Origin of the sequence: Arthrobacter agilis, from assembly GCF_006494655.1 — a bacterium.
GTDB lineage: Bacteria > Actinomycetota > Actinomycetes > Actinomycetales > Micrococcaceae > Arthrobacter_D > Arthrobacter_D agilis.
This window is the reverse complement of sequence record NZ_VHIM01000002.1, coordinates 76,150-102,113: the sequence shown is the minus strand read 5'-3', so window position 1 is coordinate 102,113 and position 25,964 is coordinate 76,150. Positions and strand designations below refer to the sequence as shown.

At 64.6% G+C, this 25,964-nt stretch carries 29 protein-coding genes; all 29 read right to left on the bottom strand.

The genetic code is table 11. The annotated features are described in order from the left end of the window. Window positions 1-10 precede the first annotated feature (10 nt). Window positions 11-796, bottom strand: a complete 786-nt coding sequence (gene map / locus FJV46_RS03305; RefSeq protein WP_087030398.1) for a type I methionyl aminopeptidase — start codon at window positions 794-796, stop codon at window positions 11-13. 49 nt (window positions 797-845) lie between these two features. Further along, the gene (locus FJV46_RS03300; protein ID WP_087030059.1) at window positions 846-1,409 is read right to left on the bottom strand and encodes an adenylate kinase; all 564 of its coding nucleotides are present in this window, start codon (window positions 1,407-1,409) and stop codon (window positions 846-848) included. 5 nt (window positions 1,410-1,414) lie between these two features. Further along, on the bottom strand, window positions 1,415-2,728 hold the full coding sequence (secY, locus tag FJV46_RS03295) for a preprotein translocase subunit SecY (protein WP_087030061.1): 1,314 nt from the start codon (window positions 2,726-2,728) through the stop codon (window positions 1,415-1,417). A gap of 225 nt (window positions 2,729-2,953) precedes the next feature. Next, on the bottom strand, window positions 2,954-3,451 hold the full coding sequence (gene rplO, locus FJV46_RS03290) for a 50S ribosomal protein L15 (protein WP_087030064.1): 498 nt from the start codon (window positions 3,449-3,451) through the stop codon (window positions 2,954-2,956). Further along, window positions 3,451-3,669, bottom strand: a complete 219-nt coding sequence (rpmD, locus tag FJV46_RS03285; protein ID WP_087030066.1) for a 50S ribosomal protein L30 — start codon at window positions 3,667-3,669, stop codon at window positions 3,451-3,453. Before rpmD ends, rplO begins: the two co-directional genes overlap by 1 nt. After that, complete coding sequence (gene rpsE, locus FJV46_RS03280; RefSeq protein ID WP_087030069.1) at window positions 3,669-4,376, bottom strand: 30S ribosomal protein S5; 708 nt, start codon at window positions 4,374-4,376, stop codon at window positions 3,669-3,671. Before rpsE ends, rpmD begins: the two co-directional genes overlap by 1 nt. Before the next feature lie 29 nt (window positions 4,377-4,405). After that, entirely contained in the window at window positions 4,406-4,789 is a 384-nt protein-coding gene (gene rplR / locus FJV46_RS03275) for a 50S ribosomal protein L18 (RefSeq protein ID WP_087030072.1), read from the bottom strand. A 2-nt stretch (window positions 4,790-4,791) separates the two neighbouring features. Then, on the bottom strand, window positions 4,792-5,328 hold the full coding sequence (gene rplF, locus FJV46_RS03270) for a 50S ribosomal protein L6 (RefSeq protein ID WP_087030075.1): 537 nt from the start codon (window positions 5,326-5,328) through the stop codon (window positions 4,792-4,794). A gap of 18 nt (window positions 5,329-5,346) precedes the next feature. Further along, on the bottom strand, window positions 5,347-5,745 hold the full coding sequence (gene rpsH / locus FJV46_RS03265) for a 30S ribosomal protein S8 (protein WP_043440638.1): 399 nt from the start codon (window positions 5,743-5,745) through the stop codon (window positions 5,347-5,349). 87 nt (window positions 5,746-5,832) lie between these two features. Continuing rightward, a complete protein-coding gene (gene rplE, locus FJV46_RS03260) occupies window positions 5,833-6,417 on the bottom strand; it encodes a 50S ribosomal protein L5 (protein WP_087030078.1) in 585 nt (194 codons plus the stop codon). Continuing rightward, window positions 6,417-6,791 carry a 50S ribosomal protein L24 gene (gene rplX / locus FJV46_RS03255; RefSeq protein WP_087030081.1) on the bottom strand — a complete coding sequence of 125 codons (375 nt, stop codon included), beginning with the start codon at window positions 6,789-6,791 and terminating at the stop codon, window positions 6,417-6,419. The genes rplE and rplX overlap by 1 nt, the downstream gene beginning before the upstream one ends. 3 nt (window positions 6,792-6,794) lie before the next feature. Further along, complete coding sequence (gene rplN / locus FJV46_RS03250; protein WP_049829173.1) at window positions 6,795-7,163, bottom strand: 50S ribosomal protein L14; 369 nt, start codon at window positions 7,161-7,163, stop codon at window positions 6,795-6,797. Window positions 7,164-7,486: 323 nt separating this feature from the next. After that, entirely contained in the window at window positions 7,487-7,798 is a 312-nt protein-coding gene (rpsQ, locus tag FJV46_RS03245) for a 30S ribosomal protein S17 (protein ID WP_087030084.1), read from the bottom strand. Continuing rightward, window positions 7,795-8,139: a 50S ribosomal protein L29 gene (gene rpmC / locus FJV46_RS03240; RefSeq protein ID WP_087030087.1), complete on the bottom strand. Its 345-nt coding sequence runs from the start codon at window positions 8,137-8,139 to the stop codon at window positions 7,795-7,797. The genes rpsQ and rpmC overlap by 4 nt, the downstream gene beginning before the upstream one ends. Before the next feature lie 2 nt (window positions 8,140-8,141). Continuing rightward, window positions 8,142-8,558: a 50S ribosomal protein L16 gene (gene rplP, locus FJV46_RS03235; protein WP_087030089.1), complete on the bottom strand. Its 417-nt coding sequence runs from the start codon at window positions 8,556-8,558 to the stop codon at window positions 8,142-8,144. After that, window positions 8,559-9,404, bottom strand: coding sequence for a 30S ribosomal protein S3 (gene rpsC / locus FJV46_RS03230; protein ID WP_087030092.1), 846 nt, complete (start codon window positions 9,402-9,404; stop codon window positions 8,559-8,561). Continuing rightward, the gene (gene rplV, locus FJV46_RS03225) at window positions 9,405-9,770 is read right to left on the bottom strand and encodes a 50S ribosomal protein L22 (RefSeq protein WP_087030095.1); all 366 of its coding nucleotides are present in this window, start codon (window positions 9,768-9,770) and stop codon (window positions 9,405-9,407) included. Between the two features lie 37 nt (window positions 9,771-9,807). Further along, window positions 9,808-10,089: a 30S ribosomal protein S19 gene (gene rpsS / locus FJV46_RS03220; RefSeq protein ID WP_026549122.1), complete on the bottom strand. Its 282-nt coding sequence runs from the start codon at window positions 10,087-10,089 to the stop codon at window positions 9,808-9,810. Between the two features lie 12 nt (window positions 10,090-10,101). Then, window positions 10,102-10,941 (bottom strand): 50S ribosomal protein L2, encoded by an 840-nt coding sequence (gene rplB, locus FJV46_RS03215; protein WP_087030099.1) that lies wholly within the window; start codon window positions 10,939-10,941, stop codon window positions 10,102-10,104. Window positions 10,942-10,973: 32 nt separating this feature from the next. After that, complete coding sequence (rplW, locus tag FJV46_RS03210; protein ID WP_049829181.1) at window positions 10,974-11,279, bottom strand: 50S ribosomal protein L23; 306 nt, start codon at window positions 11,277-11,279, stop codon at window positions 10,974-10,976. Further along, the gene (gene rplD / locus FJV46_RS03205) at window positions 11,276-11,899 is read right to left on the bottom strand and encodes a 50S ribosomal protein L4 (RefSeq protein ID WP_087030102.1); all 624 of its coding nucleotides are present in this window, start codon (window positions 11,897-11,899) and stop codon (window positions 11,276-11,278) included. The genes rplW and rplD overlap by 4 nt, the downstream gene beginning before the upstream one ends. A gap of 4 nt (window positions 11,900-11,903) precedes the next feature. Then, the gene (rplC, locus tag FJV46_RS03200) at window positions 11,904-12,560 is read right to left on the bottom strand and encodes a 50S ribosomal protein L3 (protein WP_087030104.1); all 657 of its coding nucleotides are present in this window, start codon (window positions 12,558-12,560) and stop codon (window positions 11,904-11,906) included. 16 nt (window positions 12,561-12,576) lie between these two features. Beyond that, window positions 12,577-12,885 (bottom strand): 30S ribosomal protein S10, encoded by a 309-nt coding sequence (gene rpsJ / locus FJV46_RS03195; RefSeq protein WP_026531952.1) that lies wholly within the window; start codon window positions 12,883-12,885, stop codon window positions 12,577-12,579. A 495-nt stretch (window positions 12,886-13,380) separates the two neighbouring features. Then, on the bottom strand, window positions 13,381-14,571 hold the full coding sequence (tuf, locus tag FJV46_RS03190) for an elongation factor Tu (RefSeq protein WP_087030107.1): 1,191 nt from the start codon (window positions 14,569-14,571) through the stop codon (window positions 13,381-13,383). A gap of 202 nt (window positions 14,572-14,773) precedes the next feature. Next, on the bottom strand, window positions 14,774-16,888 hold the full coding sequence (gene fusA, locus FJV46_RS03185; RefSeq protein ID WP_087030110.1) for an elongation factor G: 2,115 nt from the start codon (window positions 16,886-16,888) through the stop codon (window positions 14,774-14,776). Between the two features lie 87 nt (window positions 16,889-16,975). Then, window positions 16,976-17,446 (bottom strand): 30S ribosomal protein S7, encoded by a 471-nt coding sequence (gene rpsG / locus FJV46_RS03180; RefSeq protein WP_043440595.1) that lies wholly within the window; start codon window positions 17,444-17,446, stop codon window positions 16,976-16,978. A gap of 1 nt (window position 17,447) precedes the next feature. Continuing rightward, window positions 17,448-17,822 carry a 30S ribosomal protein S12 gene (gene rpsL, locus FJV46_RS03175; RefSeq protein WP_043440593.1) on the bottom strand — a complete coding sequence of 125 codons (375 nt, stop codon included), beginning with the start codon at window positions 17,820-17,822 and terminating at the stop codon, window positions 17,448-17,450. A gap of 401 nt (window positions 17,823-18,223) precedes the next feature. After that, on the bottom strand, window positions 18,224-22,117 hold the full coding sequence (locus tag FJV46_RS03170) for a DNA-directed RNA polymerase subunit beta' (protein WP_087030112.1): 3,894 nt from the start codon (window positions 22,115-22,117) through the stop codon (window positions 18,224-18,226). Window positions 22,118-22,291: 174 nt separating this feature from the next. After that, window positions 22,292-25,801: a DNA-directed RNA polymerase subunit beta gene (rpoB, locus tag FJV46_RS03165; RefSeq protein WP_087030116.1), complete on the bottom strand. Its 3,510-nt coding sequence runs from the start codon at window positions 25,799-25,801 to the stop codon at window positions 22,292-22,294. Between the last annotated feature and the right edge of the window lie 163 nt (window positions 25,802-25,964).

Sequence of the window (25,964 nt, the reverse complement as noted above, 5' to 3'; positions counted from 1 at the left end):
CGCATACGGTTCAGCCCGCGAGGGGTACGGGCGTCACGCCCAGTGGCTCGAGCCGCGATGCGCCGCCGTCGTGCGCGGTGAGCACCCAGATGCCGCCGTCGTGGACCGCGACGCTGTGCTCCCACTGGGAGGCGCGCCGTCCGTCCGTGGTCACCACGGTCCAGTCGTCGTCGAGCACTGATGTGGCGAGCCCGCCCTGGACGAGCATCGGTTCGATGGCGAGGCACAAGCCGGGACGGACCTTGGGCCCGCGGTTCGAACTCCGGTAGTTGAGCACGTCCGGTGCCTGGTGCATCTGCGTGCCGATGCCGTGCCCCACGTAGTCCTCCAGGATTCCCAGGGCCGGCCCCGGCACCGACGAGACGTAGTCGTCGATCGCCGCGCCGATGTCGCCGACGAACCGTGCCGACGCGAGCGCTGCTATCCCCCGCCACATTGCTTCCTCGGTCACCTCGGAGAGCCGGACGTCCTCTTCCCTCGGGGTACCGACGATGACGGTCCGCGCGGAATCGGAGTGCCAGCCCCGGACGACGGCGCCGCCGTCGATCGAGATGATGTCGCCGTCGCGCAGCACGTACTCCCCCGGGATGCCGTGGACGACCTCGTGATTCACCGACGTGCAGATACTCGCCGGGAACCCGTGGTAGCCCAGGAAGTTCGACGTGGCGCCGGCCTCCCGGAGTACCGCGGCGAAGACGTCGTCGAGCTGTGCCGTCGTCACGCCCACCTGGGCGGCCGCGACGGCCTGGTCGAGGGCTCCGGCCAGCACCAGGCCCGCCTCGCGCATGACGAGCATCTGAGGGGTGGTCTTGTACTCGACCTTCGGCTGGCGGAACACGGCCGTCCTAGCTCGCGACCTTGAGTGCCGCCATCACACGCTCGGTGACCTCGTCGATGGAACCGAGCCCGTCGACCTTCGTCACGATCCCCCGCTCGTCGTAGCGGGACACCACGACCTCGGTCTGGTCGTGGTACAGGCCGAGGCGGTGACGGATCACCTGCTCGTTGTCGTCCGACCTCCCGTCCAGCTTCGCCCGGCCGAGAAGGCGCTTCACGAGCTCCTCGTCGTCGGCCGTCAGCTGGAGCACGACGTCGAGGTCGAGATCGTTCTCCCGCAGGATGTCGTCGAGCTCGCTCACCTGGGCCGCGGTGCGCGGGTATCCGTCGAGCAGGAACCCATCGCGCACGTCCTCGCCGGCGAGGCGGTCACGCACCATGCTGTTGGTCACGCTGTCGGGCACGAAGTCCCCCGCGTCCATGAACTTCTTCGCCTCGACGCCGAGAGGGGTCTCGCGCTTCACGTTGTCGCGGAAGATGTCGCCCGTGGAGATGGCCACGACACCGAGGCGCTCGGAGATACGAGCGGCCTGCGTGCCCTTGCCGGAGCCGGGGGGGCCGATGATCAGCATTCTGGTCAACGCAACAACCCTTCGTAGTGACGCTGCTGGAGCTGCGCGTCGATCTGCTTGACGGTCTCCAGGCCCACACCGACCATGATGAGGATCGAGGTGCCACCGAACGGGAAGTTCTGGTTGGCGCCGATGGCCACCAGGGCGATCAGCGGGATCAGCGCCACGAGACCGAGATAGATGGCGCCGGGCAGGGTGATGCGGGACAACACGTACTGGAGGTACTCCGCCGTCGGGCGGCCGGCACGGATGCCCGGGATGAACCCGCCGTACTTCTTCATGTTCTCGGACACCTCGTCCGGGTTGAAGGTGATCGCCACGTAGAAGTACGTGAAGAAGACGATCAGGAGGAAGTACATGGCCATGTAGAGCGGATGGTCACCGCTGGTCAGGTACGTCGTGATCCAGTTGACCCACTCGGGCGGCGGGGTGGTGCCGTCCTGCGGGGTGTTGAACTGGGCGATCAGGCTGGGCAGGTAGAGCATCGAGGACGCGAAGATCACGGGGATGACCCCGGCCATGTTGACCTTGATCGGAATGTACGTGCTGCTCCCGCCGAGCGTGCGGCGTCCCACCATGCGCTTGGCGTACTGGACGGGGATGCGACGCTGCGACTGTTCCACGAAGATCACGAGGGCGACGACGACGACACCCATGAGCAGGACGAAGGCGAAGACGGTGGCGCCCTGGGTGCGGAAGATCTCGCCGAGCGAGCTGGGGAAGCCAGCGGCGATGGCGGTGAAGATGAGGAGCGACATGCCGTTGCCGACGCCGCGCTCGGTGATGAGCTCACCCATCCACATGATGAGGCCCGTTCCGGCCGTCAGCGTGATGATCAGCAGGATGATGGTGATCAGGGAGTCGTCCGGGATGAGCGGGACGGGGCAGTTGCCGAGCAGCGCACCGGACCGCGCAAGGGATACCAGCGTGGTGGCGTTGAGCAGGCCGAGCGCGATGGTCAGGTAGCGCGTGTACTGCGTCAGCTTCGACTGACCCTGCGCGCCTTCCTGGTGCAGCTCCTGGAACCGGGGAATGACCACCCGGAGGAGCTGCGTGATGATGCTCGCCGTGATGTACGGCATGATCCCGAGGGCGAAGATGGAGACCTGGAGAAGGGCACCGCCGCTGAAGAGGTTCACGAACTGGTAGAGACCGCCGTCGGTGTTGCCCAGTGCGAGGCACTGCTGCACGTTCCCGTAGTCGACGCCCGGAGCGGGGATGAAGGCCCCGAGACGGAAGATGGTGATGATTCCCAGCGTGAACAACAGCTTGCGCCGCAAGTCTGGCGTCCGGAATGCCCGGCCAATAGCGCTAAGCAAGCGTCCTCCTGAAGGTCTGTTGGTCCTGTGGCGGACCGTACACAACAACCGAGTCTAACGGTTGGTCATCGGCGCGAGAGACCGCACCGATCCTGGGGTGGCCAGAGCCGAAAAAAGACTCCTGGTGGGCTGATCCAGCCCTGCCCACCAGAAGTCTAGTTCCTAAGTGCTGTCGATCACAGCCGCCCCTCCCCCGGCATCACCGGGGTCGGGGCGGTCAGCGGACTACAGCTCAGTGACGGTACCGCCTGCGGCGACGATCTTCTCGGCAGCGGATGCCGAGAAGGCGTCGGCCGAGACGTTGACGGCCACGGTGATCTCGCCCGTTCCCAGCACCTTGACGGGCTGGTTCTTGCGGACCGCGCCGTTGGCCACGAGATTCTCCACCGTGACGTCACCGCCCGCCGGGTAGAGCTCCGACAGCTTGTCCAGGTTCACGACCTGGAACTCGACGCGGAACGGGTTCTTGAACCCGCGCAGCTTGGGAAGGCGCATGTGCAGCGGCAGCTGACCACCTGCGAAGCCTGCCTTCACCTGGTAGCGGGCAGCCGTTCCCTTGGTGCCTCGACCTGCGGTCTTACCCTTCGAACCCTCACCACGGCCGACACGGGTCTTCGCCGTCTTGGCACCCGGTGCGGGACGCAGGTGGTGGACCTTGAGGGCGTGGACGCGCTCTTCGGTCGCTTCTGTCGCGGCGACGGCCGCGGTGTTCTTCTCTGCCATTAGTTGGCCTCCTCAACCTTCAAGAGGTGCGGAACCGTGTTGACCATGCCGACGGTGACGGCGTCGGCTTCACGGACCACGGTGTGGCCGATCCGCTTGAGGCCGAGCGACCGCAGCGTGTCGCGCTGGTTCTGCTTGCCGCCGATGGCGGACTTGATCTGCGTGATCGAGAGCTTCGTCGAGCTCACGGCCACACGCTTCGGAGTGATCGCAGTCATCACGCACCTGCCTTCTGAGCTGCGATCGCGCGCAGCATCTGGTGGGATGCGACCTCGTCGAGAGGCAGGCCACGGCGTGCCGCGACTGCCTGGGGCTCTTCGAGGCGCTTCAGCGCATCAACGGTCGCGTGGACGATGTTGATGGCGTTGGCGGAACCGAGCGACTTCGAGAGGACGTCGTGGATGCCGACGCACTCGAGGACCGCACGGACCGGGCCGCCGGCGATAACACCGGTACCCGGGGATGCCGGACGCAGGAGCACGACGCCGGCTGCGGCCTCGCCCTGCACCAGGTGCGGGACGGTGCCACCGATGCGCGGAACGCGGAACATGGTCTTCTTGGCTTCCTCGACGGCCTTCTGGATGGCGGAGGGAACTTCCTTCGCCTTTCCGTAGCCGACACCGACCATGCCGTTGCCGTCGCCGACCACCACGAGGGCGGTGAAGCTGAAGCGACGACCACCCTTCACGACCTTCGAGACGCGGTTGATGGTGACGACACGCTCGATGAACTTGTCCTTGTCATCGTTGCGACCGCCGTCACGGCCGCCGCGCCCTCCACGCTCGCCACCGCGTGCGTTGCCGCCGCGCTGGTCGCCACCGCGCGAGTTGCCACGCGCGTTGGAGCGGTTGGTGTCAGCCGAAGCGGTGTCGGTTGCTGCTGCGGCCGGTGCTTCAGCCGCGGGCTGCTCTGTAGCCGTATTCAATGGGGCTTCCTTTGCCTTGTTTTCCTCGGTCACAGTGACAGCCCACCTTCACGTGCGCCGTCTGCGATTGCTGCAACGCGGCCGTGGTACTTGTTGCCACCACGGTCGAACACGACAGCCTCGACGCCTGCAGCCTTGGCACGCTCGGCTACGAGCTCACCGACGCGCTTGGCCTTGGCGGTCTTGTCACCGTCGAACGCGCGAAGATCCGCTTCGAGGGTGGAGGCCGATGCAACGGTCATTCCCTTGGTGTCGTCGACGACCTGCACGAAGACGTGGCGGGCCGAACGGTTGACGACCAGACGGGGACGGACCGCCGTGCCCGAAACGCGCTTGCGTACACGGAGGTGGCGGCGTCCGCGCGAGGCGGACTTGCTCTTCGAGCTGCGCTTCTTGTTGATGCTCAGACCCATGGTTACTTACCAGCCTTTCCGACCTTGCGGCGGATGATCTCGCCTGCGTAGCGGATGCCCTTGCCCTTGTAGGGGTCTGGCTTTCGCAGCTTGCGGATGGTTGCAGCGACCTCGCCGACCTGCTGCTTGTTGATGCCTGCGACCGAGAGCTTGGTGGGGCTGTCGACGGTCAGGGTGATGCCCTCGGGTGCCTTGACGGCAACCGGGTGGCTGTAACCCAGAGCGAATTCCAGGTCGCTGCCCTTGGCCTGGACACGGTAACCCGTACCCACGATCTCAAGGTTCTTCTTGTAGCCCTCGGTGACTCCGACGATCATGTTGGAGATCAGCGTGCGGGTGAGGCCGTGCAGCGAACGCGACTCGCGCTCGTCGTTCGGCCGCGAGACGGTGAGGGTGCCCTCGGAGAGGGAGACCTCGATGGGGCTGGGAACCGAGTGGCTCAGCTCGCCCTTCGCGCCCTTGACGGAGACGGCGTTGCCGTCGACCTTGACCTCGACACCGGCGGGAACGGTGATGGGGAGACGTCCAATACGTGACATGTTCTTTTCCCTTTCCCGTTACCAGACGTAGGCGAGGACTTCCCCACCTACACCCTTCTTGGATGCCTGGCGGTCCGTCAGCAGACCGGAGGACGTGGACAGGATGGCGATGCCGAGGCCGCCGAGCACGTGCGGCAGGTTCGTGGACTTGGCGTACACGCGGAGGCCCGGCTTGGAGATGCGGCGGATGCCGGCGATGGAGCGCTGGCGGTCAGGACCGAACTTGAGATCGATGGTCAGCTTCTTGCCGACCTCCGCTTCCTCTTCCTTCCAGCCGGCGATGTAGCCCTCGGCCTTCAGGATGTCGGCAACGCGTGCCTTCAGCTTGCTGTACGGCATGGACACGGAGTCGTGGTAAGCCGAATTTGCATTGCGCAGACGCGTGAGCATGTCTGCGACAGGATCTGTCATTGTCATGTGGGCTCTTGCCCTTCCTCGAAACGGTTTCCGGGTTCCGACCGGCACACGAGGTGCCGGCTGGAGTGGACCTGCAACGTAGTTAGATTAATCTTCGGATTTGAAGGGGAAGCCAAGCGCCTTGAGGAGCGCGCGGCCCTCGGCGTCGGTCTTGGCGGTGGTGACGACGGTGATGTCCATGCCACGTACGCGGTCGATACGGTCCTGGTCGATCTCATGGAACATGGACTGCTCCGTGAGGCCGAAGGTGTAGTTGCCGTTGCCGTCGAACTGCTTGCCGTTGAGACCGCGGAAGTCGCGGATACGGGGCAGGGCGAGGGAGATCAGGCGGTCCGTGAACTCCCACATGCGGTCGCCACGCAGGGTTGCGTGCGCACCGATGGGCATTCCTTCACGGAGCTTGAACTGCGCGATGGACTTGCGGGCCTTCGTCACCTGGGGCTTCTGGCCGGTGATTGCGGTGAGGTCCTTGACGGCGCCGTCGATCAGCTTCGAGTCCTTGGCGGCGTCACCGACACCCATGTTCACGACGACCTTCACGAGGCGCGGGACCTGGTTGACGTTGGAGTAGTTGAACTGCTCCTGCAGGGTCGCCTTGATCTCGGCCGCGTAGCGGGCCTTGAGACGGGGAAGAACCGTGGCTTCTGTGGTACCTGTGGTTTCGACAGTCATTACAGATCCTTCCCTGATGACTTGGCGATGCGGACGCGGACAACGCGCTCCCGGCCGTCACGCTCGACGGTCTCGGTGCGGTATCCGACGCGCGTCGGCTTCTTGGTCTCGGGATCGACGACGGCGACGTTGCTGATGTGCACCGATGCCTCCACGACCTCGATGCCACCGGTCTTGGTGCCGCGCTGCGACTGCCCGACCTTGGTGTGCTTGGTGATCCGGTTGATGCCTTCCACGAGGACGCGGTTGGTCTCGGGGAACACCTTGAGCACCTTGCCCTGCTTGCCGCGGTCGCCGCCGCGCTCCTGCTTGGCTCCGGTGATGACCTGGACGAGGTCACCCTTCTTGATCTTGAGCTTTGTCTTCTGTGCCATGGACTACAGCACCTCCGGCGCCAGCGAGATGATCTTCATGAAACGCTTGTCGCGGAGCTCGCGACCGACAGGGCCGAAGATACGGGTACCGCGGGGGTCGCCGTCGTTCTTCAGGATCACTGCTGCGTTCTCGTCGAACTTGATGTAGGAACCGTCCGCGCGGCGGCGTTCCTTCTTGGTGCGGACGATGACCGCCTTGACGACGTCGCCCTTCTTGACGTTTCCGCCGGGGATCGCGTCCTTCACGGTGGCGACGATGACGTCGCCGATGCCTGCGTAGCGGCGCCCGGATCCTCCGAGAACACGGATGGTCAAGATTTCCTTGGCCCCCGTGTTGTCGGCGACCTTTAGCCGCGACTCCTGCTGAATCACTGATTACTCCTGTCGTCGCGCCGGTTCTCTCATCGAGCCTTGCGGAACGGATATGGGTGGGCCCCGAGATACTGGTCCTCACCACGCGAACGCCTGGGCGCACGATAATGCAGAATATTTGCCTGGGTGGTGAACAAGATCATCGGGCTTTTGCCTATTTGCCCGGTGTGAAGGTAACCCCGGAGGAAACCTCGTGAGGGCATGCGCCAACCCACCAGACAGACAAGATTCTTATCCTATCGCGAGAATGCCCCGGACACGAAATCGTGTCCGGGGCATTCTCGTGCGAGACCCGGCGTGCCGGTCCCTGGATGGAACGGGTGTTACTTGGCCTTCTCGACGATCTCCACCAGACGCCACCGCTTGGTGGCGGAGAGCGGGCGGGTCTCGCTGATGAGCACCATGTCGCCGATGCCGGCGGTGTTGTTCTCGTCGTGCGCCTTGACCTTGGAGCTGCGGCGAAGCACCTTGCCGTACAGGGGGTGCTTCACGCGGTCCTCGACCTCGACGACGATGGTCTTCTCCATCTTGTCGGAGACGACGTAGCCACGGCGTACCTTGCGGTATCCACGGGAGTTGGCGTCGTGCACGGCCTTCTCGGTCCCTACGGTCGTCTCACTCTGCTGCTCACTCATTTGGCGTCCTCCTCAGAAGCCTCGGTGTCCACGGAAGGTTCGTCCTTCGTGGAGGCCTTCTTGGCTTTCTTGGGCTTCTCCGCCTTCGCGGGCTTGGCTTCCTCGACGGGAGCCACGACCTCGGGGCGAATCCCCAGTTCACGCTCACGCAGCACCGTGTAGATGCGGGCGATGTCGCGCTTCACCGAACGAAGGCGACCGTGGCTTTCCAGCTGGCCGGTGGCCGACTGGAAACGGAGGTTGAACAGCTCCTCCTTGGCCTTGCGCAGTTCTTCCACCAGGCGGTCCTTATCGAAGCCGTCCAGCTGGTCTGTTGCCAGTTCCTTTGAACCCAGAGCCATAACTATTCACCACCCTCACGACGCACGATGCGTGCCTTCAACGGCAGCTTGTGGATCGCGAGGCGCAGGGCTTCGCGGGCTACCTCTTCGGTTACCCCGGACAGTTCGAAGAGAACCCGTCCCGGCTTGACGTTGGCCACCCACCACTCGGGTGAACCCTTACCGGAACCCATGCGGGTCTCGGCGGGCTTCTTGGTCAACGGGCGGTCCGGATAGATGTTGATCCAGACCTTGCCGCCACGCTTGATGTGGCGGGTCATGGCGATACGAGCGGACTCGATCTGCCGGTTGGTGACGTATGCCGGGCTCAGAGCCTGGATACCCCACTCGCCGAAGCTGACCTCGGTGCCGCCGGTAGCGGCGCCGGAGCGGCCCGGGTGGTGCTGCTTACGGAACTTGACTCGACGTGGGATAAGCATTTAAGCCTGTCCTCCTTCAGTCGCAGCGGGGGCTGCGGCGGTCTCGGCGGGTGCTGACGCGCCCTGGCCCTCGGAGCGCTCGGGAGCACGACGACGACGCTCGCCTCCACGGTCGCCACCGCGATCGGCACCGGCGGGGCCACGGCCCGGACGGTCTCCACCACGGCCGCGGGAAGGTGCTGCGGCAGCCTGGGCTGCGAGCTCCTTGGCCGTGACGTCACCCTTGTAGATCCAGACCTTCACGCCGATACGGCCGAAGGTGGTCTTCGCCTCGAAGAAGCCGTAGTCGATGTTCGCGCGCAGGGTGTGCAGGGGAACGCGTCCCTCGCGGTAGAACTCCGAGCGGCTCATCTCGGCGCCGCCCAGACGGCCGGAGCACTGGACACGAATGCCCTTGGCGCCGGCACGCTGTGCGGACTGCATGGCCTTCTTCATCGCGCGGCGGAACGCCACGCGGGAAGAGAGCTGCTCGGCGACACCCTGGGCTACGAGCTGTGCCTCGATCTCGGGGTTCTTGACCTCGAGGATGTTCAGCTGGACCTGCTTGCCGGTGAGCTTCTCGAGCTCGCCGCGGATGCGGTCCGCTTCTGCTCCACGACGGCCGATCACGATACCGGGGCGTGCCGTGTGGATGTCCACGCGGACACGGTCACGGGTGCGCTCGATCTCGACCTTGGCGATGCCGGCGCGGTCCATGCCGGTCGACATCAGCTGACGGATCTTGATGTCTTCGCGGACGAAGTCACGGTAACGCTGGCCCGGCTTGTTGCTGTCGGCGAACCAGTGCGACCTGTGGTCCGTGGTGATGCCGAGTCGGAACCCGTGCGGGTTTACTTTCTGTCCCACTTAGCGGACCTCCACTTTCTCAGGGGTAGCGACGACAACCGTGATGTGGCTGGTCCGCTTGTTGATGCGGAACGCACGGCCCTGGGCGCGCGGCCGGAACCGCTTCATCGTGGGGCCTTCATCAACAAACGCCTCGCTGATGATGAGGTTGTCCTCGTCGAAGGCAACGCCGTCACGGTCCGCGCGGACGCGGGCGTTGGCGACTGCCGACTGGACCACCTTGAAAACCGGCTCTGAAGCAACCTGTGGGGCAAACTTCAGAATAGCCAGAGCCTCATTCGCCTGCTTACCACGAACAAGGTTGACGACGCGCCGGGCCTTCATAGGCGTTACGCGGATATGACGCGCAATAGCCTTGGCTTCCATTGCTTTCCTTCTCTCGTCTTAGCCGTAAGAGCAGCGCCTAGCGGCGCTTGCCCTTGCGGTCGTCCTTAACATGGCCGCGGAAAGTCCGCGTGGGAGCGAATTCGCCGAGCTTGTGCCCGACCATCGACTCGGTGACAAACACCGGGATGTGCTTGCGCCCGTCGTGTACCGCGATCGTGTGCCCGAGCATGTCGGGGACGATCATGGAGCGGCGGGACCACGTCTTGATGACGTTCTTCGTACCCGATTCGTTCTCGCGAGCGACCTTGACGTACAGGTGCTGATCGACGAAGGGGCCTTTCTTCAGGCTGCGTGGCATGTCTCCAGGCTCCTATCGCTTGTTCTTGCCGGAACGACGGCGACGCACGATGAGTGAATCGCTCTCTTTGTTGGGGCGGCGGGTTCGACCCTCACGCTTACCGTTCGGGTTGACCGGGTGGCGTCCACCCGAGGTCTTGCCTTCGCCACCACCGTGCGGGTGGTCGACCGGGTTCATGGCCACACCACGGACGGTCGGGCGGATGCCCTTCCAGCGGTTACGGCCTGCCTTGCCCCAGTTGATGTTCGACTGCTCGGCGTTGCCGACCTCGCCGATGGTCGCGCGGCAGCGGACGTCGACGTTGCGGATCTCGCCCGAGGGCAGTCGCAGCTGGGCGAAGCGCCCTTCCTTGGCGACGAGCTGGACCGATGCACCGGCGGACCGGCCCATCTTCGCGCCGCCACCGGGGCGGAGCTCGACGGCGTGGATGACGGTACCCACGGGGATGTTGCGCAGCGGCAGGTTGTTGCCGGGCTTGATGTCTGCCCCGGCTCCGGCCTCGACGAAGTCGCCCTGCTTGAGCTTGTTCGGCGCGACGATGTAGCGCTTGGTGCCGTCCACATAGTGCAGGAGGGCGATGCGCGCGGTGCGGTTCGGATCGTATTCGATCTCCGCGACGCGGGCGTCGACACCGTCCTTGTCGTGGCGGCGGAAGTCGATCAGTCGGTACTGACGCTTGTGTCCACCGCCCTTGTGGCGGGTCGTGATCTTGCCGGAGTTGTTGCGTCCACCCTTTTTGGGAAGCGGACGGACCAACGACTTCTCCGGCGTCGACCGGGTGATTTCTGCGAAGTCGGCAACGCTCGAGCCGCGACGGCCCGGGGTTGTCGGCTTGTATTTACGGATTCCCATAACTCAATTCCTCGTTAAAGTGGTCTCCGCTCTCAGGAGAGCGGACCGCCGAAGATGTCGATCGAGCCCTCTTTGAGGGACACGATGGCACGCTTGGTGCCCTTGCGCTGGCCCCAGCCGAACTTGGTGCGCTTGCGCTTGCCAACCCGGTTGATGGTGTTGATGGAGTCGACCTTCACGGAGAAGATCTTCTCGACCGCCAGTTTGATTTCTTCCTTGTTCGAGCGGGGGTCGACCAGGAAGGTGTACTTACCCTCGTCGATCAGGCCGTAGCTCTTCTCCGACACGACGGGTGCAATGACGACGTCGCGCGGGTCCTTTGCGATGCTGCCGCTCACTTGGCATCCTCCTCGGTGATGACATCAGCCGAACCGACGAACTGGTCGTAGGCGGCCTTGGTGAAGATCACGTCGTCGGACACCAGCACGTCGTACGTGTTGAGCTGGTCCACATAGAGGACGTGCACCTCGGGGACGTTGCGCACGGAGAGTGCGGCGACGTCGTTGGCGCGCTCGATCACGACGAGCAGGCGGGGCCGCTCGGAGATCGCTCGCAGGGTCTCGATGGCACCCTTGGTGGAGGGCTTGCCGCCCGTGACCAGGGACTCGAGAACGTGGATACGGCCGTTGCGTGCCCGGTCCGAGAGGGCACCGCGGAGGGCGGCGGCCTTCATCTTCTTGGGGGTGCGCTGGCTGTAGTCGCGGGGCGTGGGCCCGTGGACGACGCCACCACCGGTCATGTGGGGGGCGCGGATCGAACCCTGACGGGCACGACCGGTTCCCTTCTGCTTGAACGGCTTGCGGCCTGCGCCACTGACCTCGGCGCGCGTCTTCGTCTTGTGCGTACCCTGGCGGGCCGCAGCAAGCTGAGCGACGACGACCTGGTGCAGCAGCGGCACGTTGGTCTGTGCGTCGAAGATCTCCGCGGGGAGATCGACCTGAACTGTATTCGCAGCCATGTGGCTATGCTCCCTTCACGGCGGTGCGTACGAGGACGACCTGGCCGCGGGCGCCCGGAACGGCGCCCTTGATCAGCAGCAGCGACTTCTCGGCGTCGACTGCGTGAACCTTGAGGTTCAGCGTGGTCTGACGAACGGCACCCATGCGGCCTGCCATTTTCATTCCACGGAAGACGCGGCTGGGTGTGGATGCTCCACCGATGGAACCGGGCTTACGGTGGTTCTTGTGGGCACCGTGCGAGGCGCCGACACCGTGGAAACCGTGGCGCTTCATGACGCCTGCGAAGCCCTTGCCCTTGGTGGTGCCGATGACGTCGACCGTCTGGCCGGCCTCGAACATCTCGACGGAGAGTTCCTGGCCGAGCGAGTAGGAGTCGGCATCGGAGGTCCGCAGTTCGACGACGTGACGGCGGGGCGTGACGCCTGCCTTCTCGAAGTGGCCGGCAAGCGGCTTCGTGACCTTGCGGGGATCGATCTGGCCGAAGCCGATCTGCACGGCCGTGTAGCCGTCCTTCTCCTGCTCGAGGAGCTGCGTGATGACGTTGGAGTCGGCCTGGACGACGGTGACGGGGATGAGGATGTTGTTCTCGTCCCAGACCTGGGTCATGCCGAGCTTGATGCCCAGCAGGCCCTTGACCTGGCGTGTAAGTGAAGTAGACATGTGTATCCGCTCTCCCTTACAGCTTGATTTCGATGTTCACGTCCGCGGGCAGATCGAGACGCATCAGCGAATCGACGGCCTTGGGCGTGGGATCAATGATGTCGATCAGACGCTTGTGAGTACGCATTTCGAAGTGCTCACGGCTGTCCTTGTACTTGTGCGGGGACCGGATGACAACGAAAACGTTCTTCTCCGTGGGCAGGGGCACGGGGCCCACTACCGTTGCGCCTGCGCGCGTCACCGTCTCAACGATCTTCCGCGCTGAAACATCAATGACCTCGTGGTCATATGACTTCAGCCGGATGCGGATTTTTTGTCCCGCCATGGCGTCTCGACTCTCTCTCTACATAACTGCCTGGGCAGTTCCGGTACGTACGTACATTTCCTGCGCCCGTTGTACGGCGCTTCCCGAACAGACTGAATCCGGATGACTCCGGGTTCCTCACCCTGCCGGGACTCCGACCCCCGCGCTCGGGCGTGTCGCATTTCTCAGACACACGCGGCCCGCTGATTTCGGCCGAGCCGAACGGGGTGGACTCTACTTTGGGCTGAACTCCGCGACGGGTCCGGTCCCTGCATCAGGCATTATCCTGACCGGGACGAGACCGCTGATCGCGTGCGTCAGCGCTTGAACAACTTATCTAGTGTCGCAGATCGCCGCGGTGAATGCGAACCGGGCCGCGGTGCGGGTCTGCGCCGGCGCGCGCCCAGGGCCAACCATGCGTGCCGATCCACCTGCCGAACGCAGAGGAGCCCCCGCTGCGGACAGCGGGAGCTCCTTGCTGCTCACCGGCTCACGCCGGTGAAGGGTGCTGCAGGACTACTTGTTGATCTTGGTGACACGTCCCGAACCGACGGTGCGGCCGCCTTCACGGATGGCGAAGCCGAGGCCCTCTTCCATCGCGATCGGCTGGATGAGCTCGACGCTCATTTCCGTGTTGTCGCCGGGCATGACCATCTCAGTGCCCTCGGGGAGGGTGATGACGCCGGTCACGTCGGTGGTGCGGAAGTAGAACTGCGGGCGGTAGTTCGAGTAGAACGGGTTGTGACGCCCGCCCTCGTCCTTCGCCAGGATGTAGACGTTGGCCTCGAAATCGGTGTGCGGGGTGATGGAACCCGGCTTCACGATGACCTGGCCGCGCTCGACATCCTCGCGCTTGATGCCGCGGAGCAGCAGTCCACAGTTCTCGCCGGCCCATGCCTCGTCGAGCTGCTTGTGGAACATCTCGATACCGGTGACCGTGGTCTTCTGGCCCGGACGGATACCGACGATCTCGACCTCGGAGTTGATGGCGAGGGTTCCACGCTCGGCGCGGCCGGTGACGACCGTTCCACGACCCGTGATGGTGAAGACGTCCTCGACGGGCATGAGGAACGGCTTGTCCTTGTCGCGGATGGGGTCCGGGACGTTGTCGTCGACGGCCTCCATGAGGTCCTCGACGGACTTGACCCACTCGGCGTCGCCTTCCAGGGCCTTCAGGCCGGAAACGCGGACGACGGGAGCGTCATCACCATCGAAGCCCTGCGAGCTGAGCAGCTCACGCACCTCCATCTCGACGAGATCGAGGAGTTCCTCGTCGTCGACCATGTCGGACTTGTTCAGCGCGACCAGCAGGTAGGGAACGCCCACCTGGCGGGCGAGCAGGACGTGCTCGCGAGTCTGGGCCATGGGGCCGTCGGTCGCGGCGACCACGAGGATCGCGCCGTCCATCTGCGCTGCACCGGTGATCATGTTCTTGATGTAGTCGGCGTGGCCGGGAGCGTCTACGTGGGCGTAGTGGCGCTTCTCGGTCTGGTACTCGACGTGCGAGATGTTGATCGTGATGCCGCGCTGCTTCTCCTCGGGAGCCGAGTCGATCGACGCGAAGTCACGCTGCTCGTTGAGAGTGGGGTACTTGTCGTACAGCACCTTGGAAATGGCAGCCGTCAACGTGGTCTTTCCATGGTCGACGTGACCGATGGTGCCGATGTTAACGTGCGGCTTAGTCCGCTCGAACTTTGCCTTCGCCACGGGTTCCTCCTAGAACGTTTGAGAAGAATTGCTTCCCAGCCGCGCTTTTCGCGGCTGAAACTCATGCAAGTCTACTGGGGGCTTTTGGTTTTGTTGAAATTGCTGTTCGCCACCGGACCTCGTGGTCCGGCGCCTGGAGGACGGGGTGGCCTGCCCTCGGACAGGCCACCCCTCCCCCTTCGAATCCCGTTTCCGGGAGGGGCTACTCGCCGCGCGTCTTCTGGATGATCTCGTCGGCTACTGCCTTCGGGACCTCGGAGTAGCTGTCGAACTTCATCGAGTACACGGCGCGGCCCTGGGTCTTCGACCGGAGGTCACCGATGTATCCGAACATGCCCGAGAGGGGCACGTGGGCCGTGATGACCTTCACGCCGCTCGCGTCCTCCATCGACTGCATCTGGCCGCGGCGGGAGTTGAGGTCACCGATCACTTCACCCATGTATTCCTCAGGGGTGCGCACCTCGACCTCCATCAGCGGCTCGAGCAGCACGGGCTTGGCCATGCGTGCGGCTTCCTTGAACGCCATGCGACCGGCGATCTTGAAGGCCATCTCCGAGGAGTCGACGTCGTGGTAGGCGCCGTCGAGCAGTGTCGCCTTGATGCCGACCACGGGGTAACCGGCGAGCACGCCGTCGTTGAGGGCATCCTGGATGCCCGCGTCGACGCTGGGGATGTACTCGCGGGGCACGCGGCCGCCTGTCACCTTGTTGTCGAAGGCGTACATGACGCCCTCCTCGACCTCCATGGGCTCGATCGCGATCTGGATCTTCGCGAACTGCCCGGAGCCACCCGTCTGCTTCTTGTGGGTGTAGTCGTGCTTGGCGACCTTGCTGCGGATGGTCTCGCGGTAGGCGACCTGGGGCTTGCCCACGTTGGCCTCGACGCGGAACTCGCGGCGCATGCGATCCACCAGGATGTCCAGGTGGAGCTCGCCCATACCGGCGATGATCGTCTGCCCGGTGTCCTCGTTGAGCGACACCTGGAACGTGGGATCCTCGGCCGAGAGCTTCTGGATGGCCGTGGACAGCTTCTCCTGGTCGCCCTTCGTCTTCGGCTCGATGGCCACCGAGATCACCGGCGCCGGAAAGCTCATCGACTCGAGCACGATCTGGTTCCCCGAATCGGACAGGGTGTCACCGGTGGTGGTGTCCTTCAGGCCGATGGCTGCGTAGATGTGCCCTGCCGAGGCCTCCTCGACGGGGATCTCCTTGTTGGCGTGCATCTGGAAGAGCTTCCCGATGCGCTCCTTCTTGCTCTTGGTCGAGTTCACCAGCTGGGTACCGGCCGTGACGTGACCGGAGTACACGCGGATGAAGGTCAGCTGTCCGAAGAACGGGTGCGTCGCGACCTTGAACGCGAGGGCCGAGAACGGCTCCTCGGTGCTCGGCTTGCGGGTCAGCTCGACCTCTTCGTCCCGGGGATCGTGACCGATCATCGGGGGGACGTCGAGGGGCGAGGGCAGGTAGTCGATGACGGCATCGAGCATCGGCTGCACGCCGCGGTTCTTGAACGCGGAGCCACACAGGATGGGGTAGAGCTCGGAGTTGATCGTCATCTTGCGGATGCCGGCCTTGAGCTCCTCGACGGAGATCTCTTCACCTTCGAGGTATTTGTTCATGAGCTCGTCCGAGGACTCGGCGACGGTCTCGACGAGAGCCGCACGGTACTCCTCGGCCTTCTCCTTGAGATCCTCGGGGATCTCCTGGATCTCGTACTTCGCACCCATCGTCACGTCACCCTTGGAGTCACCGGGCCACACGAGAGCGCGCATGTAGAGCAGGTCGACGACGCCGATGAAGTCGTTCTCCGCTCCGATGGGGAGCTGGAGCACGAGCGGCTTGGCGCCGAGACGGCTGATGATCGTGTCCACCGTGAAGTAGAAGTCGGCGCCCAGCTTGTCCATCTTGTTGACGAAGCAGATGCGGGGCACTTCGTACTTGTCGGCCTGGCGCCAGACGGTCTCAGACTGGGGCTCGACGCCCTCCTTGCCGTCGAACACTGCGACGGCGCCGTCGAGGACGCGCAGCGAGCGCTCCACCTCGACGGTGAAGTCGACGTGCCCGGGGGTGTCGATGATGTTGATCTGGTTGTTCTCCCAGAAGCAGGTCACGGCGGCAGACGTGATGGTGATGCCGCGCTCCTTCTCCTGTTCCATCCAGTCGGTGGTGGAGGCGCCATCGTGCGTCTCACCGATCTTGTGGTTGACACCCGTGTAGAACAGGATGCGCTCGGTAGTAGTGGTCTTGCCGGCATCGATGTGGGCCATGATGCCGATGTTGCGGACCTTGTTGAGGTCGGTAAGCACGTCCTGTGCCACGGTGTCTCCCTTATGACGAAAATGGAGTTCTGCTGGACCGCCGGCCGGTCGGGACCCTGCTGGGTCCGGACCCTGCCGGCAGATCTGCTACCAGCGGTAGTGTGCGAAGGCCTTGTTGGACTCGGCCATCTTGTGCGTGTCCTCGCGGCGCTTGACTGCGGCACCGAGACCGTTGGAGGCGTCGAGGATCTCGTTCTGGAGGCGCTCGGTCATCGTCTTCTCGCGGCGGGCCTTCGAGTATCCGACGAGCCAGCGCAGCGCCAGGGCCGTCGACCGGCCCGGCTTGACCTCGACGGGCACCTGGTAGGTGGCACCGCCGACGCGGCGCGAGCGGACCTCGAGGGTCGGCTTCACGTTGTCCATGGCCTTCTTCAGAGCTGCGACGGGATCGCCACCGGACTTGGCACGTGCACCTTCGAGTGCGCCGTACACGATGCGCTCTGCGGTGGACTTCTTGCCGTCGACGAGCACCTTGTTGATCAGCTGAGTGACCAGGGGTGAACCGTAGACGGGATCTACAACGAGCGGCCGCTTCGGGGCCGGGCCCTTACGTGGCATATTACTTCTTCTCCATCTTTGCGCCGTAGCGGCTACGAGCCTGCTTGCGGTTCTTAACGCCCTGGGTATCCAGTGCGCCACGGACGATCTTGTACCGGACACCGGGAAGGTCCTTCACACGACCGCCGCGCACCAGCACGATGGAGTGTTCCTGAAGGTTGTGACCGACGCCGGGGATGTAGGCGGTGACTTCGATGCCGCCATTGAGGCGGACACGGGCGACCTTGCGGAGAGCCGAGTTCGGCTTCTTCGGGGTGGTCGTGTAGACGCGGGTGCAAACGCCGCGCTTCATGGGGCTGCCCTTCAGTGCGGGAGCCTTGGTCTTGGAGACCTTAGGTGTCCGGCCCTTACGGACCAGCTGGTTAATCGTAGGCACTTTCGTGTTCTCCGTAATGTCTGAAGATGAGATCTCTGTCGCCCTACCCCGCAGTGACGGCGACTTCGAGAAGCCGCACCATCCAGAGGTCGGGATGATCAGTCGTTTGGCGCGACGCCGACCATCAAGCTGCCGCAGAACGACTGTAGGCGTGCAAAAATGTGGCATTCGCTGTACAACTTACGTACAACACGGAGATACGTTTCTCAACGCCGATCCACTGCCACACAAACAATTGCACCCAGTCTACCAGAGATCAGGTAGGGGCCCGCTTCGGCAGTCCCCTCCGCGCTCCTGTGCAGAGCCCGCCCGCAACAGGGAAGGCCCCGGACCGTGTGGTCCGGGGCCTTCCCACCAGGAACCGCCGGCGATGTGCCGACGGTTCTTTGGGCGGCGTCGTCCTAGCGGAAGTCGCTGTTGCCCATGTCGTAGTCGTCCAGCGGGATCGCGTGGAACTCGGGGCTGAGGCCGCCCTCGACACCGGCGTAGTCGAAGTCGCTGAACGCGCTGGGACCGGTGAAGAGATTCGCCTTGGCTTCCTCGGTGGGTTCGACCGTGACCTTCGTGTAGCGGTCCAGGCCGGTACCGGCCGGGATGAGCTTACCGATGATGACGTTCTCCTTGAGACCCAGCAGCGGATCGCTCTTGCCTTCCATGGCGGCCTGCGTGAGGACACGCGTGGTCTCCTGGAAGGAAGCGGCCGACAGCCACGACTCGGTGGCGAGCGACGCCTTGGTGATACCCATGAGCTCCGGACGGCCCGAGGCCGGCTTCTTGCCCTCGGACACCACGCGACGGTTCTCGTCCTCGAAGCGGCGACGCTCGGCAAGCTCACCGGGGAGCAGGTCCGACTCGCCGGACTCGATCACGGTGACGCGGCGCAGCATCTGCCGGACGATGACTTCCACGTGCTTGTCGTGGATGCCCACACCCTGGCTGCGGTACACGCGCTGGACCTCGTCCACCAGGAATTCCTGGGCCTTGCGGGGGCCGAGGATCCGGAGGATCTGCTTCGGGTCGACCGCACCGAAGACGAGCTGCTGCCCGACCTCGACGTGGTCGCCGTCGGACACCAGGAGGCGTGCACGGCGCAGGACCGGGTACGCGATCTCCTCGGACCCGTCGTCGGGCGTGACGACCAGGCGAAGCTGCTTCTCGGCATCCTCGATGGTGACGCGTCCGGCGACCTCGGAGATCGGGGCGACACCCTTCGGTGTACGCGCCTCGAACAGCTCCTGGATACGGGGCAGACCCTGGGTGATGTCCTCCGCCGATGCGACACCACCGGTGTGGAAGGTACGCATGGTCAGCTGCGTGCCGGGCTCACCGATCGACTGCGCGGCGATGATGCCGACGGCCTCTCCGATGTCCACGGTCTTGCCGGTCGCGAGCGAACGGCCGTAGCAGAGGGCACAGGTGCCGACGCTGGACTCACAGGTGAGGACCGAGCGGACCTTGATCTCGGAGATACCCGCCTCGAACAGCTCACCGATGACGACGTCGCCCAGATCGGATCCCGCGGGAGCCAGCACAGCGCCCTTGGAGTCGACGACGTCGGTCGCCAGCGTACGGGCGTACGCCGAGTTCTCGACCTCCTCGTGCAGCACCAGCTCACCGTCGGCGTTCGGCACGGCAATCGTGACCTTGAGGCCACGCTCCGTCCCGCAATCGTCCTCGCGGACGATGACGTCCTGTGAGACGTCGACCAGGCGACGGGTGAGGTAGCCCGAGTTGGCGGTACGCAGCGCGGTGTCGGCAAGACCCTTACGGGCACCGTGGGTCGCGATGAAGTACTCCAGGACCGACAGGCCCTCGCGGTACGAGGACTTGATCGGGCGCGGGATGATCTCGCCCTTCGGGTTGGCCACGAGGCCACGGATACCGGCGATCTGACGGACCTGCAGCCAGTTACCACGGGCACCGGAGGACACCATGCGGTTGATGGTGTTGTCCTTCGGCATCGCGGCACGCATCGAGGCGGCAACCTCGTTGGTGGCCTTGTTCCAGATGTCGATGAGCTCCTGGCGGCGCTCCTCGTCGGCGATGAGGCCCTTGTCGAACTGCGACTGGACCTTGGCGGCCTGCGTCTCGTAGCCCTCCATGATCCCGGCCTTGTTGATCGGCGCGGAGATGTCCGAGATGGCGACGGTGACGCCCGAGCGCGTGGCCCAGTAGAAACCGGCGTCCTTCAGGTTGTCCAGCGTCGCCGCCGTGACGACCTTCGGGTACCGCTCGGCGAGATCGTTGACGATCGTCGAGAGCTGGCCCTTGTCGGCGACCTTCTCCACCCACGGGTAGTCCAGGGGAAGGGTCTCGTTGAACAGGACCTGCCCGAGCGACGTCTCGATGAGCGCAGGTGTCCCCGACTCCCAGCCCTCGGGAGCTGCGATGTCCGCACTCGGCACGAAGTTGTCGACGCGGATCCGGACCACCGAGTTGAGGTGGAGCGAGCCCATGTCGAACGCCATGATGGCCTCGGCGACGCTGGTGAAGACGCGGCCTTCGCCGGCACTTCCCTCACGCTTGGTGGTGAGGTGGTGCAGACCGATGATCATGTCCTGCGAGGGCAGGGTGACCGGACGGCCGTCGGACGGCTTCAGGATGTTGTTCGAGGAGAGCATCAGGATGCGCGCCTCGGCCTGGGCCTCGGGGCTCAGCGGCAGGTGCACTGCCATCTGGTCGCCGTCGAAGTCCGCGTTGAAGGCGCCGCAGACCAGCGGGTGGAGCTGGAGTGCCTTGCCCTCGACGAGCTGCGGCTCGAACGCCTGGATGCCGAGACGGTGCAGGGTGGGTGCACGGTTCAGCAGCACGGGGTGCTCGGTGATGATCTCTTCGAGCACGTCCCACACCTGGGGGCGGTAACGCTCGACCATGCGCTTGGCGCTCTTGATGTTCTGCGCGTGGTTGAGGTCCACCAGGCGCTTCATCACGAACGGCTTGAAGAGCTCCAGCGCCATCTGCTTGGGCAGACCGCACTGGTGCAGCTTCAGCTGCGGGCCGACGACGATGACCGAACGGCCCGAGTAGTCGACACGCTTGCCGAGGAGGTTCTGGCGGAAACGACCCTGCTTGCCCTTCAGCATGTCCGAGAGGGACTTCAGGGGACGGTTGCCCGGTCCGGTGACCGGACGGCCACGACGGCCGTTGTCGAACAGGGAGTCGACCGCTTCCTGCAGCATGCGCTTCTCGTTGTTCACGATGATCTCGGGGGCTCCGAGATCCAGCAGGCGCTTGAGACGGTTGTTCCTGTTGATGACGCGGCGGTACAGGTCGTTGAGGTCGGACGTCGCGAAGCGGCCACCGTCGAGCTGGACCATCGGGCGCAGCTCCGGCGGGATCACCGGAACGGCGTCGAGGACCATGCCCAGGGGGCTGTTCGTCGTCGTCAGGAAGGCGTTGACCACCTTGAGGCGCTTCAGGGCGCGCGTCTTCCGCTGGCCCTTGCCGTTCTGGATGATGTCGCGCAGCATCTCTGCTTCGGCGGGCATGTCGAAGTTCTCGAGGCGCTTCTTGATCGCCTCGGCACCCATGGAGCCCTCGAAGTACAGGCCGTAGCGGTCGCGCAGCTCGCGGTACAGGCCTTCGTCGCCCTCGAGGTCGGCGACCTTGAGGGTCTTGAAGCGCTCCCATACCTGGACGAGACGCTCGATGTCAGCGTCCGCACGCTTGCGGACGTTCGCCATCTGGCGGTCGGCCGAGTCGCGGGCCTTCTTCTTGTCCGCGGCCTTGGCGCCTTCGCCCTCGAGGCGGGCGAGTTCGTCCTCGAGGTCCTTGGCGATCGCGGCGATGTCGGAGTCACGCTGGTCCGTCATCTGCTTCTTCTCGAGGTCGTGCTCGGCCTGGAGGTTCGGCAGTTCGGCGTGGCGGTTCTCCTCGTCCACCGAGGTGATCATGTAGGCGGCGAAGTAGATGACCTTCTCGAGGTCCTTCGGCGCCAGGTCGAGCAGGTAGCCCAGGCGTGAGGGAACGCCCTTGAAGTACCAGATGTGGGTGACGGGAGCGGCGAGCTCGATGTGGCCCATGCGCTCACGGCGCACCTTGGCACGGGTGACCTCGACGCCGCAGCGCTCGCAGATGATGCCCTTGAAGCGCACGCGCTTGTACTTGCCGCAGTAGCACTCCCAGTCTCGGGAAGGGCCGAAGATCTTCTCGCAGAAGAGGCCGTCCTTCTCGGGCTTGAGCGTGCGGTAGTTGATGGTTTCCGGCTTCTTGACCTCGCCGTAGGACCAACCGCGGATTTCGTCCGCGGTGGCAAGGCCGATTCGCATGAGGCCGAAGGAGGATTCGCTGGACATAGGGTCCCTGTTCTCTCTTTGTTCTCTAAATTCTTGAAGTCTTGTGGGGTGCGGCGAGCGTCCAGGCCCTGCACCGGACCGGTGTTCGAGGAAGCGGCCTTTGATATTTCAAGGCCGTCCGCGGCCGCCGAAATTTCGTTGGCCGCGTTCGAACACCGGTTCGGGGCGGAGAACCTAGACTTCTTCGACAGAACTCGGCTCGGCCCGTGAGAGGTCGATGCCCAGTTCCTCCGCGGCCCGGAAGACTTCTTCATCCGAGTCACGCATTTCAATCGTGGTGCCGTCGGTGGAGAGTACTTCCACGTTCAGGCAGAGCGACTGCATTTCCTTGATGAGCACCTTGAAGGACTCGGGGACACCCGGCTCGGGGATGTTCTCGCCCTTGACGATGGCCTCGTACACCTTGACGCGTCCGTGGATGTCGTCCGACTTGATGGTCAGGAGTTCCTGCAGCGTGTAGGCCGCACCGTAAGCCTCGAGGGCCCAGACTTCCATCTCACCGAAGCGCTGGCCACCGAACTGCGCCTTACCACCCAGCGGCTGCTGCGTGATCATGGAGTACGGTCCCGTGGAGCGGGCGTGGATCTTGTCGTCCACCAGGTGGTGGAGCTTCAGGATGTACATGTAGCCCACGGAGATCGGGTCCGGGAACGGCTCGCCGGAGCGGCCATCGAACAGCCGCGCCTTGCCGGACTCGCCTATGAGGCGCTGTCCGTCACGCGTGACGTTCGTGGAGCCTAGCAGGCCGACGATCTCGTCCTCGGTGGCGCCGTCGAGCACGGGGGTCGCGACGGTGGTGGAGGAGATCTCCCGGGGGATGTTCGGGAGGTTCTTCATCCACTCGGGCTCACCCTCGATCTTCCAGCCCTGCTTGGCTGCCCAGCCGAGGTGGATCTCGAGGACCTGGCCCACGTTCATGCGGCCCGGCACACCCAGCGGGTTCAGGACGATGTCGACAGGGGTGCCGTCCTCCATGAACGGCATGTCCTCGATCGGCAGGATCTTGGAGATGACACCTTTGTTGCCGTGGCGTCCGGCGAGCTTGTCGCCGTCCGTGATCTTGCGCTTCTGAGCCACGTAGACGCGGACCAGCTGGTTGACGCCCGGGGGCAGCTCGTCGTCGTTGTCGCGGTCGAAGATGCGCACGCCGATGACCGTGCCCGACTCACCGTGGGGCACCTTCAGCGAGGTGTCGCGGACTTCGCGGCTCTTCTCGCCGAAGATGGCGCGCAGCAGGCGCTCCTCGGGGGTCAGCTCCGTCTCACCCTTCGGCGTGACGCGACCGACGAGGATGTCGCCGGCCTCGACCTCGGCACCGATGTGGATGATGCCGCGCTCGTCGAGTGCTCCGAGTACCTCTTCGGAGACGTTCGGGATGTCACGCGTGATCTCCTCGGCACCGAGCTTGGTGTCGCGGGCATCGACTTCGTGCTCCTCGATGTGGATCGACGTCAGGACATCGTCGGAGACGATGCGCTGCGACAGGATGATCGCGTCCTCGAAGTTGTGACCCTCCCAGGACATGAACGCGACGAGCATGTTCTTGCCCAGCGCGAGCTCACCCTGGTCGGTCGACGGTCCGTCGGCGATGATCGTGTTGTACTCGACGCGGTCACCCTCGGCGACCAGGACGCGCTGGTTGTACGCGTTGCCCTGGTTGGAGCGGGCGAACTTCATGATCGGGTAGTTGGTCTCGGTGCCGTCGTCGTTGAGGATGCTGACCAGATCGGCCGACACCTCCTTGACCACGCCTGCCTTTACAGCGGTGACGGCGTCTCCGGCGTCCACGGCCGCGTTCTTCTCCATGCCGGTGCCCACGAGGGGGCGCTCGGAACGGAGCAGGGGAACAGCCTGGCGCTGCATGTTCGCGCCCATGAGGGCGCGGTTGGCGTCGTCGTGCTCCAGGAACGGGATCATCGCGGTCGCGACGGACACCATCTGGCGCGGGGAGACGTCCATGTACTCGACCTCGTCGGGCGTGACGAGCACGGCCTCGCCGGAACCACCACGCGTACGTACCAGGACCATGTCCTCGGTGAACGTGCTCTTGGCGTCGAGGGGCGCGTTCGCCTGGGCGATGAGGCGCTCAACCTCGTCGTCCGCGGTGAGGTAGTCGATCTGGTCGGTGACGATGCCGTCGACCACCTTGCGGTACGGGGTCTCGATGAACCCGAACGCGTTGATGCGGCCGTAGGAGGCGAGCGAACCGATGAGGCCGATGTTCGGGCCTTCAGGGGTCTCGATGGGGCACATACGTCCGTAGTGCGAGGGGTGGACGTCGCGGACCTCCATGCCGGCACGGTCGCGGGACAGACCACCCGGGCCCAGCGCGGACAGGCGACGCTTGTGCGTCAGGCCGGCGAGGGGGTTGTTCTGGTCCATGAACTGCGACAGCTGGGAGGTCCCGAAGAACTCCTTGATCGCGGCCACGACGGGACGGATGTTGATCAGGGTCTGCGGGGTGATCGCCTCGACGTCCTGGGTCGTCATGCGTTCGCGGACGACACGCTCCATGCGGGACAGGCCGGTGCGGACCTGGTTCTCGATGAGCTCGCCGACGGCGCGGATGCGACGGTTGCCGAAGTGGTCGATGTCGTCGACCTCGACGCGCAGTTCGACGTCGCCGCCGTCGCGCTTGCCGCCAAGGGTCTTGTCACCCGCGTGCAGCGCGACCAGGAACTTGATCATCGCGACGATGTCGTCGATGTTCAGGACCGAGGCGTCGCTGTCCGTGAGGTCCTTGTCGATCCCGAGCTTGCGGTTGATCTTGTACCGGCCGACCTTCGCGAGGTCGTAGCGCTTCGGGTTGAAGTACAGGTTGTCCAGGAGCGTCTGGGCAGCCTCGACCGTGGGGGGCTCGCCCGGGCGCAGCTTGCGGTAGATGTCGAGGAGGGCGTCCTCGCGGGTCTCCGTGGCGTCCTTCTCCATGGTGGCGCGGATGGAGTCGTACTGGCCGAACTCCTCGAGGATCTGGCCTTCGGTCCAGCCGAGCGCCTTGAGCAGCACGGTGACGGACTGCTTGCGCTTGCGGTCGAGGCGGACGCCGACCTGGTCGCGCTTGTCGATCTCGAGCTCGAACCAGGCACCACGCGAGGGGATGATCTTCGCGCTGAAGATGTCCTTGTCGCTGGTCTTGTCGGCGGTGCGCTCGAAGTAGGCGCCCGGCGAACGGACGAGCTGCGACACGACGACGCGCTCGGTGCCGTTGATGACGAAGGTGCCCTTATCGGTCATGAGGGGGAAGTCACCCATGAACACGGTCTGCTGCTTGATCTCGCCCGTGTTGTTGTTCATGAACTCGGCCTTGACGTACAGGGGGGCGGAGTAGGTCGCGTCGCGATCCTTGCACTCGGCCATCGTGTACTTGGGATCGGCGAACTCCGGCTCCGAGAAGCTCAGGGACATGGTGCCCTGGAAGTCCTCGATCGGGGAGATCTCCTCGAAGATATCGGCGAGGCCGGAGCTCGTGGCTATCCCCTGCAGCCCCTTCTCCAGGGCCTCCTCGACACGGGCCTTCCAGCGCTCGTTGCCGACGAGCCAGTCGAAGCTGTCCGTCTGGAGGGCGAGAAGATTGGGAACGTCAAGCGGTTCGTGAATCTTTGCGAATGAGAGCCGGGGTGCGGCGCCGTCGGCGTCGACCTGGCTGGTAGCGGTTGCATTATTTGAGGTGCTCGAGGCGACCAAGAGGGATCCTTCCACAGACCGTCAGGCTTGTCAGCGCCCTCGCCTCGGCACCGCCACCGCAGTCTGCTGCGGGGATCTCAGTGCTCACCGGAGTCTGCCCGCGTCAACCCCAACCATGTGGCCAGGCTAGACGACGAGAGCAGAGCAAAGCCCACCGCTATAT

Excerpts from the sequence above, each read along its gene's own strand:
- rpmC (WP_087030087.1), bottom strand. The coding sequence starts at position 8,139 with ATGGCTCTGGGTTCAAAGGAACTGGCAACAGACCAGCTGGACGGCTTC.
- rplR (WP_087030072.1), bottom strand. The coding sequence starts at position 4,789 with ATGGGTCTGAGCATCAACAAGAAGCGCAGCTCGAAGAGCAAGTCCGCC.
- rpmD (WP_087030066.1), bottom strand. The coding sequence starts at position 3,669 with ATGACTGCGATCACTCCGAAGCGTGTGGCCGTGAGCTCGACGAAGCTC.
- FJV46_RS03170 (WP_087030112.1), bottom strand. The coding sequence starts at position 22,117 with ATGTCCAGCGAATCCTCCTTCGGCCTCATGCGAATCGGCCTTGCCACC.
- rpsJ (WP_026531952.1), bottom strand. The coding sequence starts at position 12,885 with ATGGCGGGACAAAAAATCCGCATCCGGCTGAAGTCATATGACCACGAG.
- rpsS (WP_026549122.1), bottom strand. The coding sequence starts at position 10,089 with ATGCCACGCAGCCTGAAGAAAGGCCCCTTCGTCGATCAGCACCTGTAC.
- FJV46_RS03300 (WP_087030059.1), bottom strand. The coding sequence starts at position 1,409 with ATGCTGATCATCGGCCCCCCCGGCTCCGGCAAGGGCACGCAGGCCGCT.
- rplP (WP_087030089.1), bottom strand. The coding sequence starts at position 8,558 with ATGCTTATCCCACGTCGAGTCAAGTTCCGTAAGCAGCACCACCCGGGC.
- rplE (WP_087030078.1), bottom strand. The coding sequence starts at position 6,417 with ATGACTGTCGAAACCACAGGTACCACAGAAGCCACGGTTCTTCCCCGT.
- rplD (WP_087030102.1), bottom strand. The coding sequence starts at position 11,899 with ATGGCTGCGAATACAGTTCAGGTCGATCTCCCCGCGGAGATCTTCGAC.
- rpsQ (WP_087030084.1), bottom strand. The coding sequence starts at position 7,798 with ATGAGTGAGCAGCAGAGTGAGACGACCGTAGGGACCGAGAAGGCCGTG.
- rplF (WP_087030075.1), bottom strand. The coding sequence starts at position 5,328 with ATGTCACGTATTGGACGTCTCCCCATCACCGTTCCCGCCGGTGTCGAG.
- rplC (WP_087030104.1), bottom strand. The coding sequence starts at position 12,560 with ATGTCTACTTCACTTACACGCCAGGTCAAGGGCCTGCTGGGCATCAAG.
- rplO (WP_087030064.1), bottom strand. The coding sequence starts at position 3,451 with ATGGCAGAGAAGAACACCGCGGCCGTCGCCGCGACAGAAGCGACCGAA.
- rplB (WP_087030099.1), bottom strand. The coding sequence starts at position 10,941 with ATGGGAATCCGTAAATACAAGCCGACAACCCCGGGCCGTCGCGGCTCG.
- rplV (WP_087030095.1), bottom strand. The coding sequence starts at position 9,770 with ATGGAAGCCAAGGCTATTGCGCGTCATATCCGCGTAACGCCTATGAAG.
- map (WP_087030398.1), bottom strand. The coding sequence starts at position 796 with ATGCTCGTCATGCGCGAGGCGGGCCTGGTGCTGGCCGGAGCCCTCGAC.
- rpsG (WP_043440595.1), bottom strand. The coding sequence starts at position 17,446 with ATGCCACGTAAGGGCCCGGCCCCGAAGCGGCCGCTCGTTGTAGATCCC.
- rpsH (WP_043440638.1), bottom strand. The coding sequence starts at position 5,745 with ATGACAATGACAGATCCTGTCGCAGACATGCTCACGCGTCTGCGCAAT.
- rplX (WP_087030081.1), bottom strand. The coding sequence starts at position 6,791 with ATGGCACAGAAGACAAAGCTCAAGATCAAGAAGGGTGACCTCGTCCAG.